This is a genomic window from Arthrobacter sp. MA-N2, assembly GCF_000517125.1.
Lineage (GTDB): Bacteria > Actinomycetota > Actinomycetes > Actinomycetales > Micrococcaceae > Arthrobacter > Arthrobacter methylotrophus.
This window is the reverse complement of sequence record NZ_KI912155.1, coordinates 748239-767773: the sequence shown is the minus strand read 5'-3', so window position 1 is coordinate 767773 and position 19535 is coordinate 748239. Positions and strand designations below refer to the sequence as shown.

Below are 19535 nucleotides of genomic sequence, written 5' to 3'. Positions count from 1 at the left end.
TTGGTTACGATTCCGGATGGATACGACGGCGGCACACTCGCGCTATAATGCGCGGCGGAGACGCCGCACGCCCCGGGCGTCTGCTTCAGTGGCGGAGAGCAACCGTGACAACGAGAATAGTGGCGGCAGCCAATACCCCTAATCCAACGTAGGACAGTTTCCGCCGAAACCTTATTCGACGCTCGCGTCGTTCATCCCAGGCTCGATATCCCGTGCTGTAGTTCCTCATGTGGGGAGGATAGCGGCGCTGAATTTCCGGGTGCCTCCCGGGGTTCGGTTATTGCGACCGGGAGCGCTGCCCTCGACTCATCGCGCTCACGCATTGACTTCAGCACTCCGGGTGGATCGCCACTTTGACGAAGGCCGCGGTCTGATAGAGGTACTGGTACGCCCAGGAGCCAGTACGGCTGGTCAAGGAGATCAGCGGCAAACTCCTGCGCTCGGCAACCATGTGCAGCTCCCCTCCGTAGCAGCGGCCCATAATCACTCTTGCCCGGGTGACGTGGAACTGGACGGTGAGAACGTCCGCGCTTTTCCACCCGTACTGGGCGGACAGCTTTTTCAGTGCCTGTGCTTCGCCCTGCGTGGTGAACGGATCTGGGTTGAAGCAGATAATCCGGTACGAGCGCTGAGCGCCACATACCTTTGCGGCGAATCTGCCGTCTTTCCCTACTGGACTTGAGACCGCAAGCGTGGGTGCATACCCCTGTTGCATCAGCTGTTCGGCGTAGGCCATGCGTTGATCCGGCGGCCCCAGGACGAACAGCACATCCGCGTGTTGGGGTTCGTCAGCAGGGGGTGCAACATAAAGAAAGATGCCGGCAATGGCCCAGACGGTCACGAAGGCGATGATCACAGTCAATGCCTGGCGAAGCCGGCGCTTCCAACGCTTGGGCTGCGTGGGCTTTGTTTCGTTATCGCGGAGAAGAGTCATACCGTCCTCTGGCCAAAGCGGGATGTGGGCGGCTTCGCTGCACTGGATCCAAGACTACTAGCTGCTGACGCTGAGACGTATCAGTGCATGGCCCGTCTACTGCAAGCAACTGATCGTCCGTGGCACACCGAGGCCTTTGCCCGAGCCCGCGCGTGGGACTAGGCTGCGGGAATGAAAGTTACGTTGCTCTGCGGGGAGGGCGAGGGCCGGCCCGACTGCCCTCATCAATTCGTTGGTCGCTGCAGTGATTGTGACGACGCTGACCGAAATTCGAATGGAGAATCGGGCAGCAATGAGCCCGTACGCCCCGGCGACTAACCGCCCGGGGCGAATTCACTCCTTGCAACAATGACGTGCAAGCTGCCCAAGCCTTCCACGCCGGGATCCGGCGGGTTCCGCCAGCGACGTCACCATCCCGCACCTTGGCACTACTACAAGCGGCAGTCGATGGGCCGGACAGGAAATGCGCGGTCCCTTCTTCGATGATGGTCCCGTAGGGCACGTGCCAGACAGCCAGCATGTGCCCTGCATCCTTGGAAGGTTGAAAATGCTGAGCTTGGTCCTTGGTCTCCTCTTCGCTGTGCTCTTCCTTGCCTCATACCGCTCAGACAAGCGGCGGCTGCGAAACGGCGTGCTGCTCGTCGCCGCGGTGTGGTTCCTACTGCTGGCCTGTCTGGGTTTCCTCTCTGGTTTCCTCGCGTCCTTCGGCCTGGCGTCCACCTTGTTGTACGTCGGTGCGCTGCTTTGCCCACCGCTGTGTGCGTTGGTGTTCGCCGGGTTCCTGATCGCGAACGGAGTCACGATGATCCGGAAGGAAGGCCCCGGGATCAGCAGCCTGTTGCCCTTCGCGGTCGGACTGGCCGTGATACTCACGCCTGTGGCGGCGTTCCTTTTGCTCAAGGACGAGCGACACCCTGCGCTCTACGGGTTCGCGGTACTGGGGTTCTTCCTGGCCGCATATGTGGGGTGCGCATTCGTGGCTTTCCTCGGTTACGCGCTGTTGTATTCCAAGGCGCGCTTTGACCCGAACCCGGCCGCCATCATCATCCTGGGCTCCGGTCTCATCGGCGGGAAGGTACCCCCGCTGCTCGCCGCCCGGCTGAACAAGGCCTTGGAGATATACAACGCCGGCACTCACGCCAAGCCTCTGTTGGTTCCTTCCGGGGGACAGGGCTTCGATGAACCGAGGCCGGAGTCCGCAGCCATGAAGGAGTACCTCCTGACTCAAGACGTCGCGGGCGTGCACGTGCTGGAGGAGAACCGGGCTACGAATACTCGCGAAAACCTCGAGTATTCCGTGGCCTTGCTTAAGGCAAGGGGTGTCCACGGGCCACTGCTTGTGTGCACCAACAACTATCACGCTCCGCGGGCCGCCCTGCTGTCCCGTCGGCATGGCATCGATGCTGCGGTAGTAGGCGCTCCAACCGCCAGATACTACGTACCCGGCGCCTTTCTGCGGGAATTCGTTGCCGTCCTGAGGGACAACAAACGGATCAACCTCATCCTGTGCCTGCCGATGCTCGGGATTGCGGAACTCATCACCTGGCTGTTGACGAGCTCGTCGACGGTCTGAACGCGCCCCGCCCCTACTGCAACTTGAACAAATTATGCGTCGCCGGTCCCTCCAGGAGCTTGCCCGCAGCAGAGAACCGCGAGCCGTGCAGCGGGCAGTCCCAGGACCTCTCGGCGTCGTTCCAGCGCAGGATGCCACCCAAGTGCGCACATTCCGCGGACACCCGGCACACCACGCCATCCACCGTGCAGACAGCCGCAGGCTTCCCATGGAAAAGCCCGGTGACACCCGTGCCCTCGGCAGGACTGGTTTCCTCCGTGATGGGAGGCAATTCCTTCAAGGCTGCCTTGTCCCGGAAATTCTGCCGTTGCGTCTCCACATTGACCGAAATCGTGGACGCGGCGCCGCGAGGGGACGTGATCCGGTGGTGGATCGTGTGGGCCCACTCCAGCTTTTCGCCGCGGATCGTGGCCGTGATGTCCAGCGCCGCCGCCACACCGTTGGTCATGCCCCACTTGTTGTAGCCGGTCCCGAACAGGATCCTGCCATGGCCCCGCGGAAGCTTGCCGAAGAACGGCATGAGATTGGTGGCCTGGTAGTCCTGGGCAGACCAGGTGTGCGTCACCTCCGCACCCGGATAATACTGCCGGGCCCACGCAAGCATTTCGTCCACATGGGCCTGGGGCGACGGCTCCCGGCCACCCGCATGCCCGAACCCGCCCACCAGAAGCAACGCCCCGCCGTCGGGCACTGGATAGTCCCGCAGCGAGCGGGTGGGAGGCTCCGCGGAAAGGTACATTCCTGGCGGCGGGCTCATGCCTTCCGGCAGCCGCAACGCCGCGGCATAGGAGCGGTTGGTGCGCAGCTTGGCGAAATAGAGCCCGCGATTCAGGATAGGCGTCCCGGTACCCAGCACCACGTGGTGGGCCCGGACCTCGCCTCGCCTGGTGACCACCGTCAAGGGATTGCCGTTGTGGACGTTCATGACCCGCACGCCCTCCACAATGCTCCCGCCGGCAGCCCGAACATCCGCGGCCAGCGCGTCCAACACGTCCATGGGATTGAACTGGGCCTGCTTCGCCAGCCGCAAGGCGCCGTCGACGGCGAACGGCAGCCCGGTCTCCTGCGTTGACTTCACGTTGAGCCCGGCAGCCCGGGCCACCGTTGCTTCCGCGCGGAGCCGTTCCGCGCCCGCCGGCGTCGTGGCGAAAGTGTAGGCATCCCGATACTGGAACGGCACGCCCCGCCCCTCGAGGTAGTCCAGCAACCACTTCTGCGCCGCCCGGTTCGCGTCCACATAGGCACGGACCACATTCACCGAGTACTGGCTACGGAGCGCGGACAGGGCGGTGCCCTGCAACAAGCTCAACTTGGCCGTGGTGTTGCCGGTGTTGACTGCGCCCACATGCCGGGCCTCCAGAACCATGACGGTGCTCCCGGTCCGGGCCAGCATGAGAGCTGTCACCAAGCCCGTGATTCCGGCGCCCACCACCACGGCGTCGTAACTGTTCCCGGGGGTGAATTCATCCGGGCTCGTGCCGCCTCCGGAAGCCTCGCGCGCGTCCAGCCACAGAGAAGTCATAGTGGTCTCACGTCCCTTCAACCGGGCACGGTGCGCACCGGAAGTAGCACGTCGGCGGCCCGGTAGTGCCAGAGAAGCAGAAGGCAGCGAGAGAAGCAAGAGGTCAGCGCCGACGTCGCCCGTTGCCCCGTGCCGAACTCAGCCTGCTAAGCCAGCATGCCGCTCGGCCCCGGGAAGGTCAGATGCCCGTTGCGCCCGGCCCACATGGCCCAGTCGCCGGGCTGGACCGAGGGCCGCCCCAAGTGAAAGCCCTGTCCCACGGTAATCCCCAACCTGGCAATAGCGGCGAGCTCCGCCCCCGTTTCGATGCGTTGGGCGCTCAAGACCGCACCGACGTCGCGCGCGAACCCGACCTCCGCCTCGACAAGTTCCTGCCGAAGGGGATCCTGGTCCAGGCCCGCCGTCAGGCTCCGGTCCAGTTTGATCATCTCCGGCTTGAGCCGAAGGATATGGCGAACCGCAGCAAAGTACGAACCCGTATTTTCGATGGACAACCGCACACCGGAACTGCGCAGCGGAGCTACCGCGGCGTCGAGCTCGGCAGTCTGGTCCGGCGGGAACTGTCCGGAAATTTCAAGGACCATCCGTGCAGGCGACACCGGAGTTTCATCGAAAAGCGAAGGAAGGCGCGGATCCAGGCAGACCGAATGGGAGAGCTTCAAGGCAACGAAAAGGTGGGGCGGCAGATCCACTGCGGCCTTGAGCCCCGACTCCAACGCCGCGAATTCAAGATCCGTGCGGAGCCCCGTGTCCTCGGCTTCTGCGAACCAATAATCGGCTGGGTCTCCGCCGTCGCTGACGAAACGGGTCAGAGCCTCTGCCCCCACCACCGCAGAAGTGGTGAGGTTGAAAACCGGCTGGAAAGCGGTCATCAGCATCCGGTCCCTGAGCACCGCCTCCAGCCGCGCGTTGCCAGGCTGCTCGGACGGCTGTGCCACGAGAGTAAGCGGGTTCTCCACAGCCGGGTCCTGATGTTGCTGCCTCAGCGAAGTCAAATGTTCCAGCAGAGCCTCTTCCGGATGCCCCGGATGGGCTGCAACGTGCCAGCGAAGTTGTTCGCGCACTGCCTCGGTCGCCTGGGAAGAGTCCGCCAAGACTTCATCGATAATTCCCAGCACCTGGAGTGCCAGAACGGACGGATTCTGCGTCGACATGAATTATTCCTTTAGCTTTCAGCTTCCACTGAGCCCGGGACCTGCAAACAAGGGGAATGCTACAGGCGAACCAACCCCTCGCCCTGCATTGAGACGAAACAGCCACGGCCAACTTGTCCGTCCTGTGGACGCGCGCCAAGTTCACGTTCCTGTCAGCCGTACGTGGGTAGAATCGAGGCCTGAACACCGCCGGAACGCAACTGAAGACGGAGAAACAATGTCAGCATGGCTCGAAGTCGGCCCAGACAACTACGTGTTGGAGACCGAAGGGTGCCTGCTCAACACCGGCCTTGTAGTAGGTACGGAACGGGCCATGGTGATCGACACCGGCTGCGGCCCCCGCCAAGGCCGGCAGATCCTCGCCGCGGTCCGCGAAAAGACCCAGCTGCCGCTGGTCGTCGTGAACACCCACGCCCACTACGACCACTACTTCGGCAACGCGGTCTTTGCGGACGACGGCGTCACGGAGTTCTGGGGGCACGTCAACTGTGCGGCAACAATCGACGACGACGGCGACCACCAGCGCCGCTTCGTCTCCGCCACCGAACCGGAGATGGCAGCGGGCGAGGGCGACGCCGTCGAGCTCGTCATCCCCAACGCGATCGTCAAGGACCAGCCCGTCCTGGTTGACCTGGGCGGACTGACCGCCACCTTGTTCTACCTGGGCCGCGGCCATACCGACGGCGACCTCCTGGTGGGCACGCCAAGCACCCTCTTCGCGGGAGACCTCGTGGAACACGGCGCGCACCCGTCGTTCGAGGACTCGTACCCGGAGGATTGGGCAGACGTGCTGCGGCACATCTCGGCCCTGCGCCACCGCTACGAATTCCTCGTCCCCGGCCACGGTCAACCCTGCAGCGACCAATTCGTAAAAACCATGGCGGACACCATGTCCACCGCGGTACGGCAAGCGATGCAGTCGATCCGGGACACGCCGTCGGACGCCACCAAAGCGATCCCGGTCCTGCCCTACGGGCCCGAACAATCACGCTGGTTCATCAAGCGGCTCCAGGAAACGCAGGCGCACCACTAAAGCGTGGTGTGTTTGAAGGCGTGGCGGGCCTCCCTGGCGGCGTAGTAGATGATCACGACCCCCGCCAGCGGATCGGCCCACCACCAGCCAAACAAGGCGTTAAGGACCAGACCGGCCAACACTGCGCCGGCCAAGTAGGCATCCACCAGGGTCACTTTTCCCTCCGCGCTGAGCACCGGATTCCCCAAGTCGCGGCCCGTGCGGATCTTGCCCCACGCCAAGGCGAGCATGACCACGAACGTCAGGGCCGTCCACGCGATGCCCGGCCCCGAGGTGGCAGGCCGGATCCCCGTGGCAAACACAACGGCCAACTGGATCAGCAGGTAGGCCACAAGGAACGCGAAGGCCGCCCCTATCAGCCGCATCGCCCGGGCTTCCCGCTCCTGGTGAACGCCCCTGAGCTGCCACACCACCACGACGGACGCGAAAATCTCAATCAGCGAATCCAAGCCGAAGCCGGCCAATGCCGGGGAACCCGCGCTGATCGCGGCAGCCGCCAGGACACCGAGGCCCACTACGTTCCAGCCCAGGGTGGCGTACTCCAGACGCAGACCACGGCGCAGCAACAGCCCGTGCCCGGTGGTCTTCGCTGGGGTGGGCCGACCAGTACTGGCCATGGGGTGTCCGTTTCCTTGCCGGTTTAGCCGATCCCGCTCCACGACGTTTCCCTCGAGGCCTGCACTAAACAATCGTGGCGTACTCTTCCCTCTATGGGGAACAAAGTCATGATAGGGCTGTCGGCCAGGGAATCGAAGCGGGAAATTCGGAAACAGCGCCTTCAGGTGCTTGCCTACGTGGGACTGGGGGTCCTCGCACTGGCGACTGTCGCCGTCGTCGTCATAGCTCTTCGACGGTAGACCCGGTAACGCTAGCGCCTGGCGCGAAGTGGCAGCAGATGCCCTCTGGCGACAATTTTGAGGTCATTAGCTGCCAGTTCGCGCTCAATTTCAGGGGGTTGGCTTTGATGTTGCGGGTCCTGGGCTCTGGATTTGGGCCGTGGTCAGTTTCGCCCACGGGGAGTCCGGAGCGCTTTGGATTGCGGCTTCCGGGCTGGCTCCCTGGGTCCACCATTTGGCTTCGAACGCTGATCCTTCGAAGAGGACACGATCCCCCTGGTGGTAAACCGTTTCAGGCACCCATGCCGGGAAAGTACCCGCAGGCACCGTAACCTTGGGGCTGGGCTTGTCTCCTGGCAACACCGGGCCCACGAGCTTCCAAGGGGTAGCACCGCCCTGCAACACCGGGTTGTCCGGAACATCCGAGCGAGTCCACCATTTTGCCTCGTAGACGCTGCCATGCCACACCACCCTGTCCGCGGCAGCATACGCCGCATAGGTGTTCCACACCGGGTAGGGGCTCGTTGACGGATCGTCGGTGGGAACCGCGGCGGCGGTGGCCGTAGCCGAAGGAACAACCGTTTGCGCAGGAAGCGCTACGTCATTGGCGAGCATCGCGGAAAACAGCTGAGACCCCTGGTTGATCCCGCTGCAGCCATCCGAGACCTTGCCCAAGTCAGGGTAATTGGGGCTACACGTCCGGTCGCGGTTCATGGACCACATCGACAACCTGCCGAGGCCCTTGGCTTTGGCGAAGCTGTTCATAGCCGTCGCGTCGCTGAGCGTGAAGATCTCGCCGGCAGTATCGTTCTGGCCGATCATGACGGTCACGCCGAGCTTGCGCCAAAGGGTTTCACTGCCCAGATCGGCTCCAGCGCCGCGGTAGAGGGCACCGAGCTGATCATGGGCGGCCTCCGCTGCCGATACCGACGCCTGGGACATGCTCGACGCAGCAGGCTTACTGGCGCCGAAATCCATCGTCATGATGTTCACGCCATCCAGCTCCACTCCGCCGGCCAAGGTGTGCGACACGACCTCTTTGCCTTGAGGAGTGAGGCCATTCGGGTCAGCCGCGAGGGTCAGCCAAACGGCAAGGGGCTTGCCTGCGGCCTTACGCTCCTTCTGAAGAGCGGAAATGGCCTGTGCGCGTCGGTCGGCCGCGGCCGTGTCGCTGAGTGCGCCGCTTTCGATATCGAGATCGATCGTGGTGACGTCGTAGCGATTCACAACCTGCCGGTAAGCGTCCACCAAAGCTTTCGGATCCTTGCAAGACACCGCAAGCTCCGTATTGCTCAGGCCGCCGAAGGAAACAGCGGCAGTACCGCCGAGCTGGCGGAGCCGGGCGATCCGCCGGTCAAGGTCAAGATCGGAACCTGCCTGGTCAGGGCTGTATGCCGCACCCCAGGAGGGGGCGCAGCCCTGCTTGGGATCGGCTACGACGAAGGACAGCACCACGGCCTTTGCATTGGGCTCAACCGGATCTTCGAACGCGAACTTCGGCGTCGCAGTCACATCCACGTAGCCGGAAAACACCGAAGGCATGGATGCCGCAGCATTGACATCCTGGACATTGCGAAGGCCGAGGTAGCCCGCCGTGATCAAGGCGACCACGACGACGCACAAGACGGCAAGGCGCAGCACGGACAGCCGGCGGCCAGGAAAGCGTTTCGACACAGAGATACCCCTAGAGCTTCTAAAAGGACTTCGCGGATGTCCGGGGAAGTGCCCCGCCCCGTTGAAGCCCGCACACCTTGCGTAGCATTTCGACGAGTCCTGTCGGAAATCCACATCGTTCGCCTATCATAGGGGCGCAGTGAAGTGCAGGGCGTCACATTACGCCCTGCACTGCGTCGCGTGCCCGCTGGGGGCCCACGGACAGCGGATGGGGATTCATGGCAGAACAGATGGTGTTACTTCACGCGGACGCGACGGAAACGGCGGACGGGCAGGCCACAAAGGCCCGCAAACGGCAATGGGGTTCGGAAAAACGCTCCGAACCGCTCTCGATCGTCCACCCGGCACCATCACGGCGGAAGATAGTCCTCGGTCGTATCGGCATCCTGACTACCGTCCTTGCCTGGGTCGGATACGTCATCACCACCGTGCTCAAACAATTGGTGGACAACCCCGGCGCAGGCTTCAGATTCGGCGTCGAATCCGTCTCCTATCTGGTGGTGGTGTCCTTCCTGACCTTCTCCGCCCTGATGTATTTGACCGCCCGGCAGGGCGCTCTGACCCGCTTCCGCGACCACCGCAGGGTTCCACGCGGGGAACTGGACCGGCACTTCTTCGAGTACTCCGAAGGCGTCACAGTATTGATTCCTTCCTACGCGGAGGAACCCGGAGTGGTCCGTGGCACCATGTGGTCCGCGGTCCTGCAAGAATTCCCGGACCTCAGCGTCGTACTGCTTCTGGACGACCCGCCCTTCCCGAAGGATCCGGACGTACTCCGGCGCCTCGAGGCAACCCGCGCGCTCGCCGGGCAGATCACCGAGACGCTCGCCGAACCAGCGGCCAGGGTCAACGCCGCGTACGAGAGTTACCGCCGTCGTCGTACGCTCACCGAGGAGGCAGGCACCTCGGCCGCCGGCACGGAAGTGCAACGGTTGATCGCGGAATACGAATACGCGGCCGGGTGGCTCGAAGCGATGGCCGAGACAGAGAGAGTGGAAGACCACGTCGATGAGTTCTTCGTCGATCTGGTCCTAATGGGCCTGGCCCGGGAACTGCGCCTCGTGATTCTTGCACTGACTGCCGCTCACGCACAGCAGACCTCGCCCAGCCCGGAACGTATCGCTCAGCTGTACGCTCGGCTTACCTGGATCTTCAACGCCCGCGTATCCACGTTCGAGCGGAAGCGGTTCGCGAGCCTTTCCCACGAAGCCAACAAAGCCATGAACCTGAACGCCTACCTCTCGCTCATGGGAGGACGCTGGCACCGGGAACAAACAGCGGACGGCGCCGTTTTGCGGCCCGCCGGCATGGTTGGGTCGGCGGCTGATTCCTCGATGACGCGCACTTCTGACAGCACCGAGCTCATCATCCCTGACAGCACCTACGTCCTGACCTTGGATGCCGACTCGCTCCTGCTTCGCGACTACTGCCTCCGGCTGGTTCATCTCCTCGAATCCCCTGGCAACGAACGCGTGGCCGTTACCCAGACCCCGTATTCCTCCTTCCGAGGCGCCCCGACCCGGATCGAACGCATCGCCGGCGCCACCACCGATATCCAGCACATCCAGCACCAAGGCATGACCCAATACGGTGCCACGTTCTGGGTCGGAGCCAACGCCGTGATCCGCAAGCGCGCCCTCGAAGACATCGTCGAGATCTCCACCGCCGGCGGCTTCGAAATCAGAACCTACATCCAAGACCGCACCGTCATCGAAGACACCGAATCCAGCGTGGACCTCGGCAAGCACGGCTGGACCCTGGTCAACTACCCGGAACGGCTCAGCTACAGCGCCACCCCGCCGGACTTCGGATCACTCGTGGTGCAAAGGCGGCGCTGGGCCAACGGCGGCCTGCTGATCCTGCCCAAGCTCTGGGAACAGATCCGTCACCGCCGCAGCCAGGACCGGCCGGTCCCTCTCCGCGAAATCCTGCTTCGGGTCAACTACATGGCCTCGATCACCTGGGCCAGCTTCGGTCTGCTGTTCCTGCTCGCCTACCCCTACGACAGCCGACTCCTCAGTCCATTGGTCTTCCTCGCTGCCTTGCCGTACTTCCTGGCCATGGGCAGCGATCTATGGGACTGCGGCCACCGGTTCAGCGATATTTTCCGAATTTACGGCTTCAACCTCGTCCTCCTGCCGGTCAACCTGGCGGGCGTCCTGAAGTCCCTCCAGCAGGCCCTGACCGGAGACAAGATTCCCTTCGTCCGTACCCCGAAGGTCAAGGACCGTACAGCGGCCCCGGCCCTCTACGTCCTGGCTCCATACCTCGTGGTGGCCTTCTCCCTGTTGACCGTTTGGCGCAACTGGGAAGTGGGGAATTGGGGCAACGCCGCATTCGCTGCCTTCAACGCCGTCATGGCCGCCGGGGCGATCCGGGCCTACATCGGCGTGGCAAACTCCGGGGTGGACATGTACCTCGGCGTCTTGAACTGGCTGTACGTCGGCCCCAAGGCACCAAAACCACAAGCACCGGTCATCATTCCGAAAACCGCGGAGCAGACCGACTGGGAATCCCTGCTCTACCACGGAGACCGCCGCCTGAACCGCGACCTCCGTGGCAAGGACGACCGCCGCAAACGAGCTGGATCCCTCTGACGGTTTTCGAACATTCTGCTGGATCATCGCCTTGGTGGGGGGAGTTGGACCCACGGGTTTCCGGGGTCGAGCCACGGGCCGGCCTGGATGATCCAGCAGAATGTGCCGCGGGCGAGTTGCGCGGGCGAGCTGCCCGCGCGACCCGCGCTCGGGCGAGCTGCAGCAGGCCGTAGGGCGACCCGCGCTCGCGACCGGCCGGACGTCGTCGTGCTCCCTGGAGCCGAGATAGCGCTCAAGGTTCCGGCCGGTGGGAATGCTGGCTACGCTGGCTCTGGGTGGTGCCGCCTTTGCACCCCCGGAAAGGTCCGCCATGAAGCCACTAGCAGTGGTACTGGGATCCACCGGGTATATCGGAGGACGGCTGGTGCCGCGATTGCTCGAAGCCGGCTACGACGTCCGCGTCCTGGTACGCCACGCGAACAAACTCACCGACGTCCCCTGGGCATCGCGGGTGGAGGTGGTGACCGGCGATCTTGAAGACGTGGACTCCCTTCGCCCGGCCTTCGCCGGAGCAGACGTCATCTACTACCTGGTCCACTCCATGGGTCCTCCGGGCCAACGGCGATCCTTTGCCGAGACGGAAAGGCTTTGCGCCGGCAATGTTGCGCGTGCAGCGGCGGACGCTGGCGCGGGACGGATCATTTACCTGGGCGGATTGCACCCCGAAGCGGCCCAACTCAGTAAGCACCTGCGCTCCCGCAAGGAAGTGGGCGACATCTTCCTCAACTCGCCGGTGCCCGCGGTGGTGCTCCAGGCCGGCGTCGTGATCGGCTCCGGCTCGGCCTCCTTCGAGATGATCCGGCAACTCACCGAAGTCCTGCCCATTATGGTGGCTCCGCGATGGGTGCGGAACAAGGTGCAACCCATAGCCATCCGCGACGTCCTTTACTACCTCGTGGCGGCTGCCGGCCTCCAGGCTTCGCTCAACCGCGCCTTCGACATCGGCGGGCCGGACGTCCTCCGGTACGACGAGATGATGAACGGCTACGCCGCGGAAGCGGGCCTGCGATACCGGCCGGTCATCGCTCTGCCCGTCCTGACTCCCTGGCTGGCGTCCCAATGGGTCAACCTCGTCACCCCCATACCCCGGTCCCTGGCCGTGCCGCTCATCGGTTCCCTGCAGCAGAACTGCGTGGTGGGGGAGCAGGACATCCACCACTTTATCGACCCGCCCGGAGCCGGACTGCTGGGATATCGGGAATCGCTTCGCCTCGCGTTGGCTCGGGAGGCCGCCGGGGAAGTGGAAACAAGTTGGCAGAACTCCTCAGTTCGTGGTGCACCGAGTGACCCGCTCCCCAGCGACCCGCAGTGGGCCGGGCACCTGGTGTATCAGGACAACCAGGAGCAGTTGACAACCGCCACCCGGCAACAGCTCTGGCAAGTGATCGAGGGCATCGGCGGAGACAACGGATGGTATTCGTTTCCGCTTGCCTGGTCCGTGCGTGGCTGGCTGGACAAGATCGCGGGAGGCGTGGGGCTCCGCCGCGGACGGCTCAATCCGACGCGGCTGAATACCGGAGATGCACTGGACTTCTGGCGTGTGGAGCAGATCGACCGGGGTTCCCTCCTGCGCCTCCGGGCCGAAATGAAAGTCCCCGGACGCGCATGGCTGGAAATGCGGGCGGACGAAGCCGAAGGCGGGGCTCTTTACCGGCAGAGGGCGGTCTTCTTCCCCAAGGGTTTGGGCGGACGGCTGTACTGGCTGGCGGTCCTGCCCTTCCACGGCGTCATCTTCAAAGGGATGGCCAACCGCATTACTGCTGCGGCGACGTCGATGGCGGAGAGGTCGGGAACGGAGCTGAGCCGGTCCGAAGAATAGCTCGAACCCCGCGCTGGATCCGTTGCTCGCAGCTGGTTCCGGTGCTCGCACATTCCGCCGGATCATCTCCGAGGCGCTTGAGGAAGGCCTAGGTCTTTCGGAGCGGGCGGCACGGGGCAGTGTGGATGATCCGGCCTTCGTCGGGCCAAACCGGCCCGGTGTATCAGCTTTGTGGCGCTCTCCACCTAGAATTGCTGGTTGAAGCAATCCAAACGAGAGCCGCGGCGCGCAACGCTGCGAATCCTAGGGGAAGACCATGCCGGATTCTGTGGACAACGAAGCTAGCGCCGCCCCATCTGACGGAGGGCAGCCCGAACTTCGCCGACGCCGCGATCGCCGCCGGGCAGAAGGCGACGACGCCTGGACAGGAACTATGCCGATTATTACGCCGAACGATTCCGACGCACACGCAGCCGCCCCCGCACCCCTCCAAAGCAGATCCTGGGCCGAGGCAGCAGCAGCGGCAGACGCGTCCCTCGAGGGGGAGGCGTCGGCTGCTGTTCCCCCAGCTGCGGCACGGGCCGGCCGTACTGCCGCGGCCAAAGCACCGGTTTCCGATTTCATCTCGTCCCCGGGTTCCTTCGTGAAGGAGCAGAAACCGCGTCCGGTCGGTGGCTTCCGCGGCATGCTCTATAAGCTGACCGGCGGCGCGTGGAACCTCGGACCGAGTGCCAAGCAACGCGAAGAGGACGAGCTGGCACGGCGGATTTCCCGGCAACTCCAAGGCAGCTACAACACGGCCGTCCTGAGTCTCAAAGGCGGCATCGGCAAGACCTCCACCACGGTGGGCGTGGGCCTGACTCTTGCCGAATTCCGGGGCGACCCGCCTTGCGCCATCGACGCCAACCCCGATTCCGGCGACCTCGTGGAACGTGCTTTGGGCGAGGGCATCTACCAGAAGGCCACTCCGCGCACCATCACGGACCTGCTCAAGAACGTTGACAACGTCGATTCGCTCACGGCACTCGCCCGGTATATGCACCACGCCGGCAGGCTGCACCTGATCGCCGGCGAGCAGGACCCGGAAGTGTCGGATTCACTGACGGCCGAAGAATACCTGCGGATCCGCCAGCTGATCTCGGGCTACTACTCGGTGGCACTGACCGACTGCGGCACCGGCGTCACACACAACGCAATGAGTGGCATCCTGCAATCGGCCGACAACCTGATTATCGCGGCCGGCTATGCCGTGAGTGGCGCCAAACGTGCCCGCAGCACCCTCCAGTGGCTTGCGAGCCACGGCTACGAGGAGCTTGCCCGCAACGCGATCGTGGTGATCACGGACAAGGACGAAGTTTCGTCGCGCGTGGACAAGGACGCCATCGAAGAACATCTGTCCGGGATCTGCCGCCAGTTGATCGCCGTCCCACACGACAGGGGAGTGGCCGACGGCGACCTCGTCACCCTGGACGTTTTGCGTCCCGACACGCGGCGCGCCTACAAGGAGATCGCGGCTGCGATCGTGGACGGGTACGTGTAGCGGCGTCCTTTTGGTGCCCGCCCCCAACTAGCTCGCAGTTGTTGTCGTTATAAGGGCTCATAACGACAACAACTGCGAGTTAGTTGGGTGGGTGGGTTCCTACTCGACTAGTACGTAGATTGCAAATTGTCGGTTCCGCCCGGATTTCCCTAGAGTTGCCCGTGGACGTCTTCTGTTTTGCGGGACGTCTTCGCCATGACCGGGAACTGGGCCCGGGCATGGTGCATAAGTCGTCGCTCATGTTTATGACATTCTGTTGCGCCCGTTTCTGAACTCGTGGCCGGCACCCAGGAGACTCATTTGATCCCGAAAAACCTTGCCTTCGTGCTCGCCGCACTACTCCTCTTCGGACTGCTCAGCGCCGCTGCAGGCCCCAAGGCGGGCCCGTCCACCGACACAGCGCCCGACGCCGCTCCGGAACCGCTCGCGAACGCCGCGCCTGCCGCTGAGGTGACCCCGCTCGCGACGCCCGCCCCGGTAGCCGCGCCCGCCGCCGTCGTACCCCAAGCTGCTCAGGGCGGATCCGTCAAGGTGCTCGACACCACCGCGGCCATCACCGACCCCAACTGGTTCCGGCAGGCCTACGCCGAAGGCTTCCGGCTATACGTCATGCACTCGACCGTCTGGGGCACATGCACTCCGTGGCAGCAGACGCAGGCCCAGTTGAAGATGGCGCTCGACGCCGGACTCAAGATCGCGGTCTACACGCGTGACGCTTCATGCTGGGAGGGCGGCATCAAAGCCGCAGGCCCGTACGTGTCCCAGCTGCAGTTCTTCGCCCTGGATGTCGAGCCCGGCGGATCCGTCGTAACGCGGGCCATGGTGGACGGCGTGCGAAGCTTGGGCGTACGGCCAGTGATCTACAGCGGCAGTGGAATGTGGCCGGGATTGATGAACAACAGCAGCGCGTTCTCGGACGTGCCCTTGTGGGACACCGACACGAGCAACCTCGACTACACCACATGGACGGCGAATTACCTGGCGCCGACCCCCGCGCAGTACGGCGGCTGGAACACGGCAGGCACCATGCGCGTGGGGGTCCAGCAGAAGTTCGAACACACCCTGAACGGCATCAACGTGGACCTGAACTCGTTCAACGCCAGCTTCCTTAAGTAGGCGCTGCGCTGAATTCCTAGCGCGGCGGGAGTTCCTTTGTCGCCAGGATGACACGGCATCGGGTGGCACGCGAAGCGTCGGAGTTTGTCCACATAGGGGGATTCTCTACTGCCTGGGGGCCGTTCGATGTGCCAGTTTCTTAGCTATGACCGAGCTGCCCCGACTGATCCTGAGCCGAGACCATCTCTTCCACGGGCTGACGCACAAGGAGCTCGCCCGGCGTGCCAAGGCCGGAAAGTTGTACCGCGTTCGCCAAGGGGTCTACGTTGACGGCTCCGAGTGGAAGGCGCTGAAACCGTGGGAACAGTACCGCGTGCGGGTCAGGGCCGCAGCCGAAACGGCTGAGGCCCGGATCATATTTGGCAGGCACTCGGCAGCGTCTGTGTGGGGGATCCCCACCATAGGCGTGCGTCATCCGGTGCAGGCCCTGACTCTCCAGAACGACGGCGGCCGCTCACGGGCAGGGATATCCCGCCACTACGCGGACCCCGCCGGCCTCAAGGTCTGTCGCCGTGATGGGCTACTCGTCACGAACAGGGTGCGCACGGTGCTGGACCTGGCTGCGTTTACCCCGTTCGTGGAGTCGATCGTGCCACTGGACCATGTACTGAAATCCGACACGAAGCGAGGTTTGCCCGCCATTGCGAAGGAGACGCTTCTCGCAGGAATGGCCGGCAACTATACGGCGGCGGCCATCCGCAGGATCACGGCGGCGGTGGATTTCGCGGATCCTTTGTCAGGATCTCCGGGCGAGTCATATAGCAGGGCACTGATGCATATCACGGGATTCGAGGCGCCCATTCTTCAACAACGATTCCGTGACGAAGCAGGGCGCGTGGGTTACTCGGACTTCTACTGGAAGGGTGTGCGGGTGGTCGGGGAGTTCGATGGCATCGATAAGTACCTGAAACCCGAATTCCTCAAGGGACGGACTGCCGCCCAAACGGTCATTGACGAGAAGCTGCGCGAGGACCGGATCCGTGCCACGGGGTGCGGCGTCGTTCGCTGGGTATGGGCCGAACTGATGACCCCCGGGGTGCTCGAACGGAAGCTGGCCGCGGCGGGGGTGCCCCGGCGTCGTCCTCGGTCTGGCTGAATTCCTGGCGCTGCGCTGAATTCCTCGCGCCGACAGAAATACCGGTGCGGTAGGTATTTGGCGCGTCGCAAAGAACGGGGCGTCCTAGGATGAAGGGGATGACAACAACCCGCACCGATCAGCCGTTCAGCCTCCGCAGCATTGCCTTACCCGCGTTCGGGCCCGCCTTGCTGTTCTGTATCGGCGAGGGCGCGGTGCTTCCCGTGGCGGCCTTGTCCGCCCGCGACCTCGGCGCTTCCGTGGCCGTTTCGGCGCTGGTGGTCACTTTGATCGGGCTGGGATCCTGGTTCTTCAATTTGCCCGCTTCGCTCATCACCATCAAGTTCGGCGAACGGTGGGCCATCGTGGCCGCAGGCGCCGCCGGAGCCCTGGCCTTGCTGGCAGCCGGATTCGCGCCGCTCCTTGCCCACAACGGCATCTGGCTGCTCGCCGCGGCGATGACAGTGGTCGGGATGTCCACCAGTGTCTTCAACCTGGCCCGGCAGAAGTACCTCACGGAAGCGGTCCCGGTCATCTACCGTGCGCGCGCCTTGTCCACGCTGGGCGGCGTCACCCGGATCGGCGTGTTCATCGGACCGTTCGTCGGCGCGGGAGTGATGCAGTTTGCGGGCATCAGCGGCGCGTACTGGGTTGGCGTAGTGGGCATGGCGGCTGCCGCGGTGTTGTCCCTCACCATTCCGGATCTTGTGTTACCGGACGACGTCGACGGCGGACGGAAGGGTCCCGAGCCCACCCTCCGTGGGGTGGCGGTTTCGCACGGGGGCGTCTTCCTGACCATCGGGACCGGGATTCTGCTGCTCAGTGCCATCCGGGCCTCCCGCCAGGTGGTCATCCCTTTGTGGGCCGACCACCTGGGCCTGGACGCAACCCACGCCTCGCTCATCTACGGTTTGTCCGGAGCGATCGACATGCTGGTCTTCTATCCGGCCGGCAAGCTCATGGACCGCAAGGGGCGCATGTGGGTCGCCGTGCCGTCCACTCTCATCATGGGTATCGCGTTGTTCCTCATACCCTTGTCGGCCGAGTTCGTGGGGCTGCTCCTGGCCTCGTTGTTGATCGGTTTCGGCAACGGCATCAGCTCGGGACTCATCATGACGCTCGGAGCCGACTTCTCGCCGGACAATGGCCGTGGGCAATTCCTTGGCTTGTGGAGGTTTATCTCCGACGCCGGTGCCACCGGTGGGCCTGTGCTGCTCTCGGCCCTCACCGCTGCAGTATCCCTCGCCGCAGGTGTCTGGGCCACGGGCGTGCTAGGCGTGGCTGCGGCGGCGGTGTTCGCCGTCGTACTCCCCAAGCTCAAGCACCGCCGGAACTACTAAGCGACGCCGGGACGGGCCGCCGCTGGTGGCGCGGCAACGGACCGAGATGGTTCCTGCCTTCCAGCTTTTTCCCAGATTCCAGTCAGGCGGCTCGAGTATGGTGAATTGGATGTTCTCAGTGATCTCGCCTCCGTATCGTGCCCCCAGCGGGAATCCGACCCCTGGGAAAGCGGGTCCGGCCGGCGCCCGACCCGGTGGTACCCGAGCGGAAAGTCGCCCGCCGAACAGCGCTACGCGAGAATCACAGCAGTCCCGGCCCGATCTCGCGACGCTGACTTCGCTGCGTTTCGTTGCTGCGCTGTGGGTGGTGTTCTTCCATCTGCAGGCCATGCAGCAGACCTTCCTCGCCCCTGTCTTTGAGCTGTTCCGTCCGGTCATTGCCAACGGCGACCTTGGCGTGGACATGTTCTTTGTGCTCAGCGGCTTCATCATCACCTACACCTACCTTGACCGGCTGGGCCCGCGGTTCCGATGGCGTGCGGCCGGGGACTTTGTCTGGGCCCGGTTCGCCCGGATGTGGCCCGCCTTCGCATTGGTGGTGGGCGTGCTGGGACTCTGGTTTGTGTACGGGACCGAACAGGAATCGGTGTTGAAATGGTCCCTGCAGACCCAAGCTCCGGACCTGTCTCCGTGGGGGCTGGCCAAACAATTGCTGATGGCCCATCTCTGGTTCCAGCCTGAGACCGATGGTGCCAGCTGGTTCGGTCCGGGGTGGACGGTCAGCGCCGAATGGCTCGCCTACCTGGCGTTCCCGCTGCTCGCGCTGCTCCTGTTCCGGCTGCGTCGGCTGCATCCTCTTGCTGCCTTGGCCGTGTCTGTCCTGGTTCTGCTTCCGACGGCAGCCTGGGGTCCGGACCTGCCCTTCGCTACCAACGATCACCAGCCGTATGAGTGGCTCCTGCGAATCGCTTGCTGCTTCACGGCCGGAGCCTTCGCCTGCATCGCCGTACGGAACGCGGAACGCCTGAAGTTCAACCCTGCCTTGGCGGGACCCGGCGCGGCGCTGACCGGAGCCGCCGTCGTCGGCTTCCTCGCCACCGTCGGAAAGCCCGGCCCGGGACGGCTGGCGGTGTTCGCCTTCCCGCTGCTGATCGCCCTCCTCAGCGTCACCCGCGGCTGGCTCCGGTCCGCGCTGTCCGCGCGCTGGCTACAGTATGGCGGGCACAGCTCCTACAGCCTTTACTTGGTCCACATGTTCTTTGTCTACCTGTTCTACTGGCTGAACAGGGATTGGGCGCATGGTGCCGGACAGCTCGCGACAAACCTGCTTGCCGCAGGGTGCCTCGCCGGCATTGCCTTGGCTACCCATCTTTTGTTCCGGTACGTCGAGGAACCGGCCCGGCATCGGCTGCGTGCATTGGTTCCTCGCACGGCTGCTTAGG

15 protein-coding genes are annotated in these 19535 nt (G+C 64.1%); 10 read left to right on the top strand and 5 right to left on the bottom strand.

Going from position 1 to position 19535, the window contains the following annotated elements; all coding sequences use genetic code 11:
* Positions 1–328: 328 nt before the first annotated feature.
* Positions 329–856 (bottom strand): ElyC/SanA/YdcF family protein, encoded by a 528-nt coding sequence (locus A3M3_RS23700; RefSeq protein ID WP_197023113.1) that lies wholly within the window; start codon positions 854–856, stop codon positions 329–331.
* Positions 857–1481: 625 nt separating this feature from the next.
* On the opposite strand from A3M3_RS23700, the gene A3M3_RS0104010 reads away from it, so the two are divergent.
* Complete coding sequence (locus A3M3_RS0104010; RefSeq protein WP_028265256.1) at positions 1482–2507, top strand: YdcF family protein; 1026 nt, start codon at positions 1482–1484, stop codon at positions 2505–2507.
* A gap of 13 nt (positions 2508–2520) precedes the next feature.
* On the opposite strand, the gene A3M3_RS23695 is transcribed toward A3M3_RS0104010, so the two are convergent.
* The gene (locus tag A3M3_RS23695) at positions 2521–4029 is read right to left on the bottom strand and encodes an FAD-dependent oxidoreductase (RefSeq protein ID WP_035741331.1); all 1509 of its coding nucleotides are present in this window, start codon (positions 4027–4029) and stop codon (positions 2521–2523) included.
* A 146-nt stretch (positions 4030–4175) separates the two neighbouring features.
* Entirely contained in the window at positions 4176–5183 is a 1008-nt protein-coding gene (locus A3M3_RS23690; protein ID WP_051422917.1) for an EAL domain-containing protein, read from the bottom strand.
* A gap of 217 nt (positions 5184–5400) precedes the next feature.
* On the opposite strand from A3M3_RS23690, the gene A3M3_RS0103985 reads away from it, so the two are divergent.
* Positions 5401–6216: an MBL fold metallo-hydrolase gene (locus A3M3_RS0103985; RefSeq protein ID WP_028265254.1), complete on the top strand. Its 816-nt coding sequence runs from the start codon at positions 5401–5403 to the stop codon at positions 6214–6216.
* On the opposite strand, the gene A3M3_RS0103980 is transcribed toward A3M3_RS0103985, so the two are convergent.
* Complete coding sequence (locus A3M3_RS0103980; RefSeq protein WP_035741329.1) at positions 6213–6833, bottom strand: cation transporter; 621 nt, start codon at positions 6831–6833, stop codon at positions 6213–6215. The genes A3M3_RS0103985 and A3M3_RS0103980 overlap by 4 nt on opposite strands.
* Positions 6834–6926: 93 nt before the next feature.
* On the opposite strand from A3M3_RS0103980, the gene A3M3_RS28700 reads away from it, so the two are divergent.
* The gene (locus A3M3_RS28700; RefSeq protein WP_155854273.1) at positions 6927–7073 is read left to right on the top strand and encodes a hypothetical protein; all 147 of its coding nucleotides are present in this window, start codon (positions 6927–6929) and stop codon (positions 7071–7073) included.
* A gap of 90 nt (positions 7074–7163) precedes the next feature.
* Here A3M3_RS28700 and A3M3_RS23685 read toward each other — a convergent pair whose 3' ends face one another.
* Positions 7164–8726: a chitinase gene (locus A3M3_RS23685; RefSeq protein WP_035741327.1), complete on the bottom strand. Its 1563-nt coding sequence runs from the start codon at positions 8724–8726 to the stop codon at positions 7164–7166.
* A 218-nt stretch (positions 8727–8944) separates the two neighbouring features.
* Here A3M3_RS23685 and A3M3_RS0103965 point away from each other — a divergent pair, with 218 nt between their 5' ends.
* From A3M3_RS0103965 to A3M3_RS0103930, 7 genes are all read left to right on the top strand, one after another.
* Positions 8945–11323 (top strand): glycosyltransferase family 2 protein, encoded by a 2379-nt coding sequence (locus A3M3_RS0103965; RefSeq protein WP_081736676.1) that lies wholly within the window; start codon positions 8945–8947, stop codon positions 11321–11323.
* Between the two features lie 310 nt (positions 11324–11633).
* Positions 11634–13142, top strand: coding sequence for an SDR family oxidoreductase (locus tag A3M3_RS23680; RefSeq protein ID WP_035742194.1), 1509 nt, complete (start codon positions 11634–11636; stop codon positions 13140–13142).
* A 256-nt stretch (positions 13143–13398) separates the two neighbouring features.
* A complete protein-coding gene (locus A3M3_RS0103955; RefSeq protein WP_028265251.1) occupies positions 13399–14622 on the top strand; it encodes a MinD/ParA family ATP-binding protein in 1224 nt (407 codons plus the stop codon).
* Between the two features lie 300 nt (positions 14623–14922).
* Positions 14923–15738: a hypothetical protein gene (locus A3M3_RS0103945; protein ID WP_035741325.1), complete on the top strand. Its 816-nt coding sequence runs from the start codon at positions 14923–14925 to the stop codon at positions 15736–15738.
* A 145-nt stretch (positions 15739–15883) separates the two neighbouring features.
* Positions 15884–16834, top strand: a complete 951-nt coding sequence (locus A3M3_RS0103940) for a hypothetical protein (RefSeq protein WP_028265249.1) — start codon at positions 15884–15886, stop codon at positions 16832–16834.
* Positions 16835–16932: 98 nt separating this feature from the next.
* Positions 16933–18153, top strand: a complete 1221-nt coding sequence (locus tag A3M3_RS0103935; RefSeq protein WP_028265248.1) for an MFS transporter — start codon at positions 16933–16935, stop codon at positions 18151–18153.
* A gap of 109 nt (positions 18154–18262) precedes the next feature.
* Positions 18263–19534 carry an acyltransferase family protein gene (locus tag A3M3_RS0103930; RefSeq protein WP_231497174.1) on the top strand — a complete coding sequence of 424 codons (1272 nt, stop codon included), beginning with the start codon at positions 18263–18265 and terminating at the stop codon, positions 19532–19534.
* Position 19535: the final 1 nt, after the last annotated feature.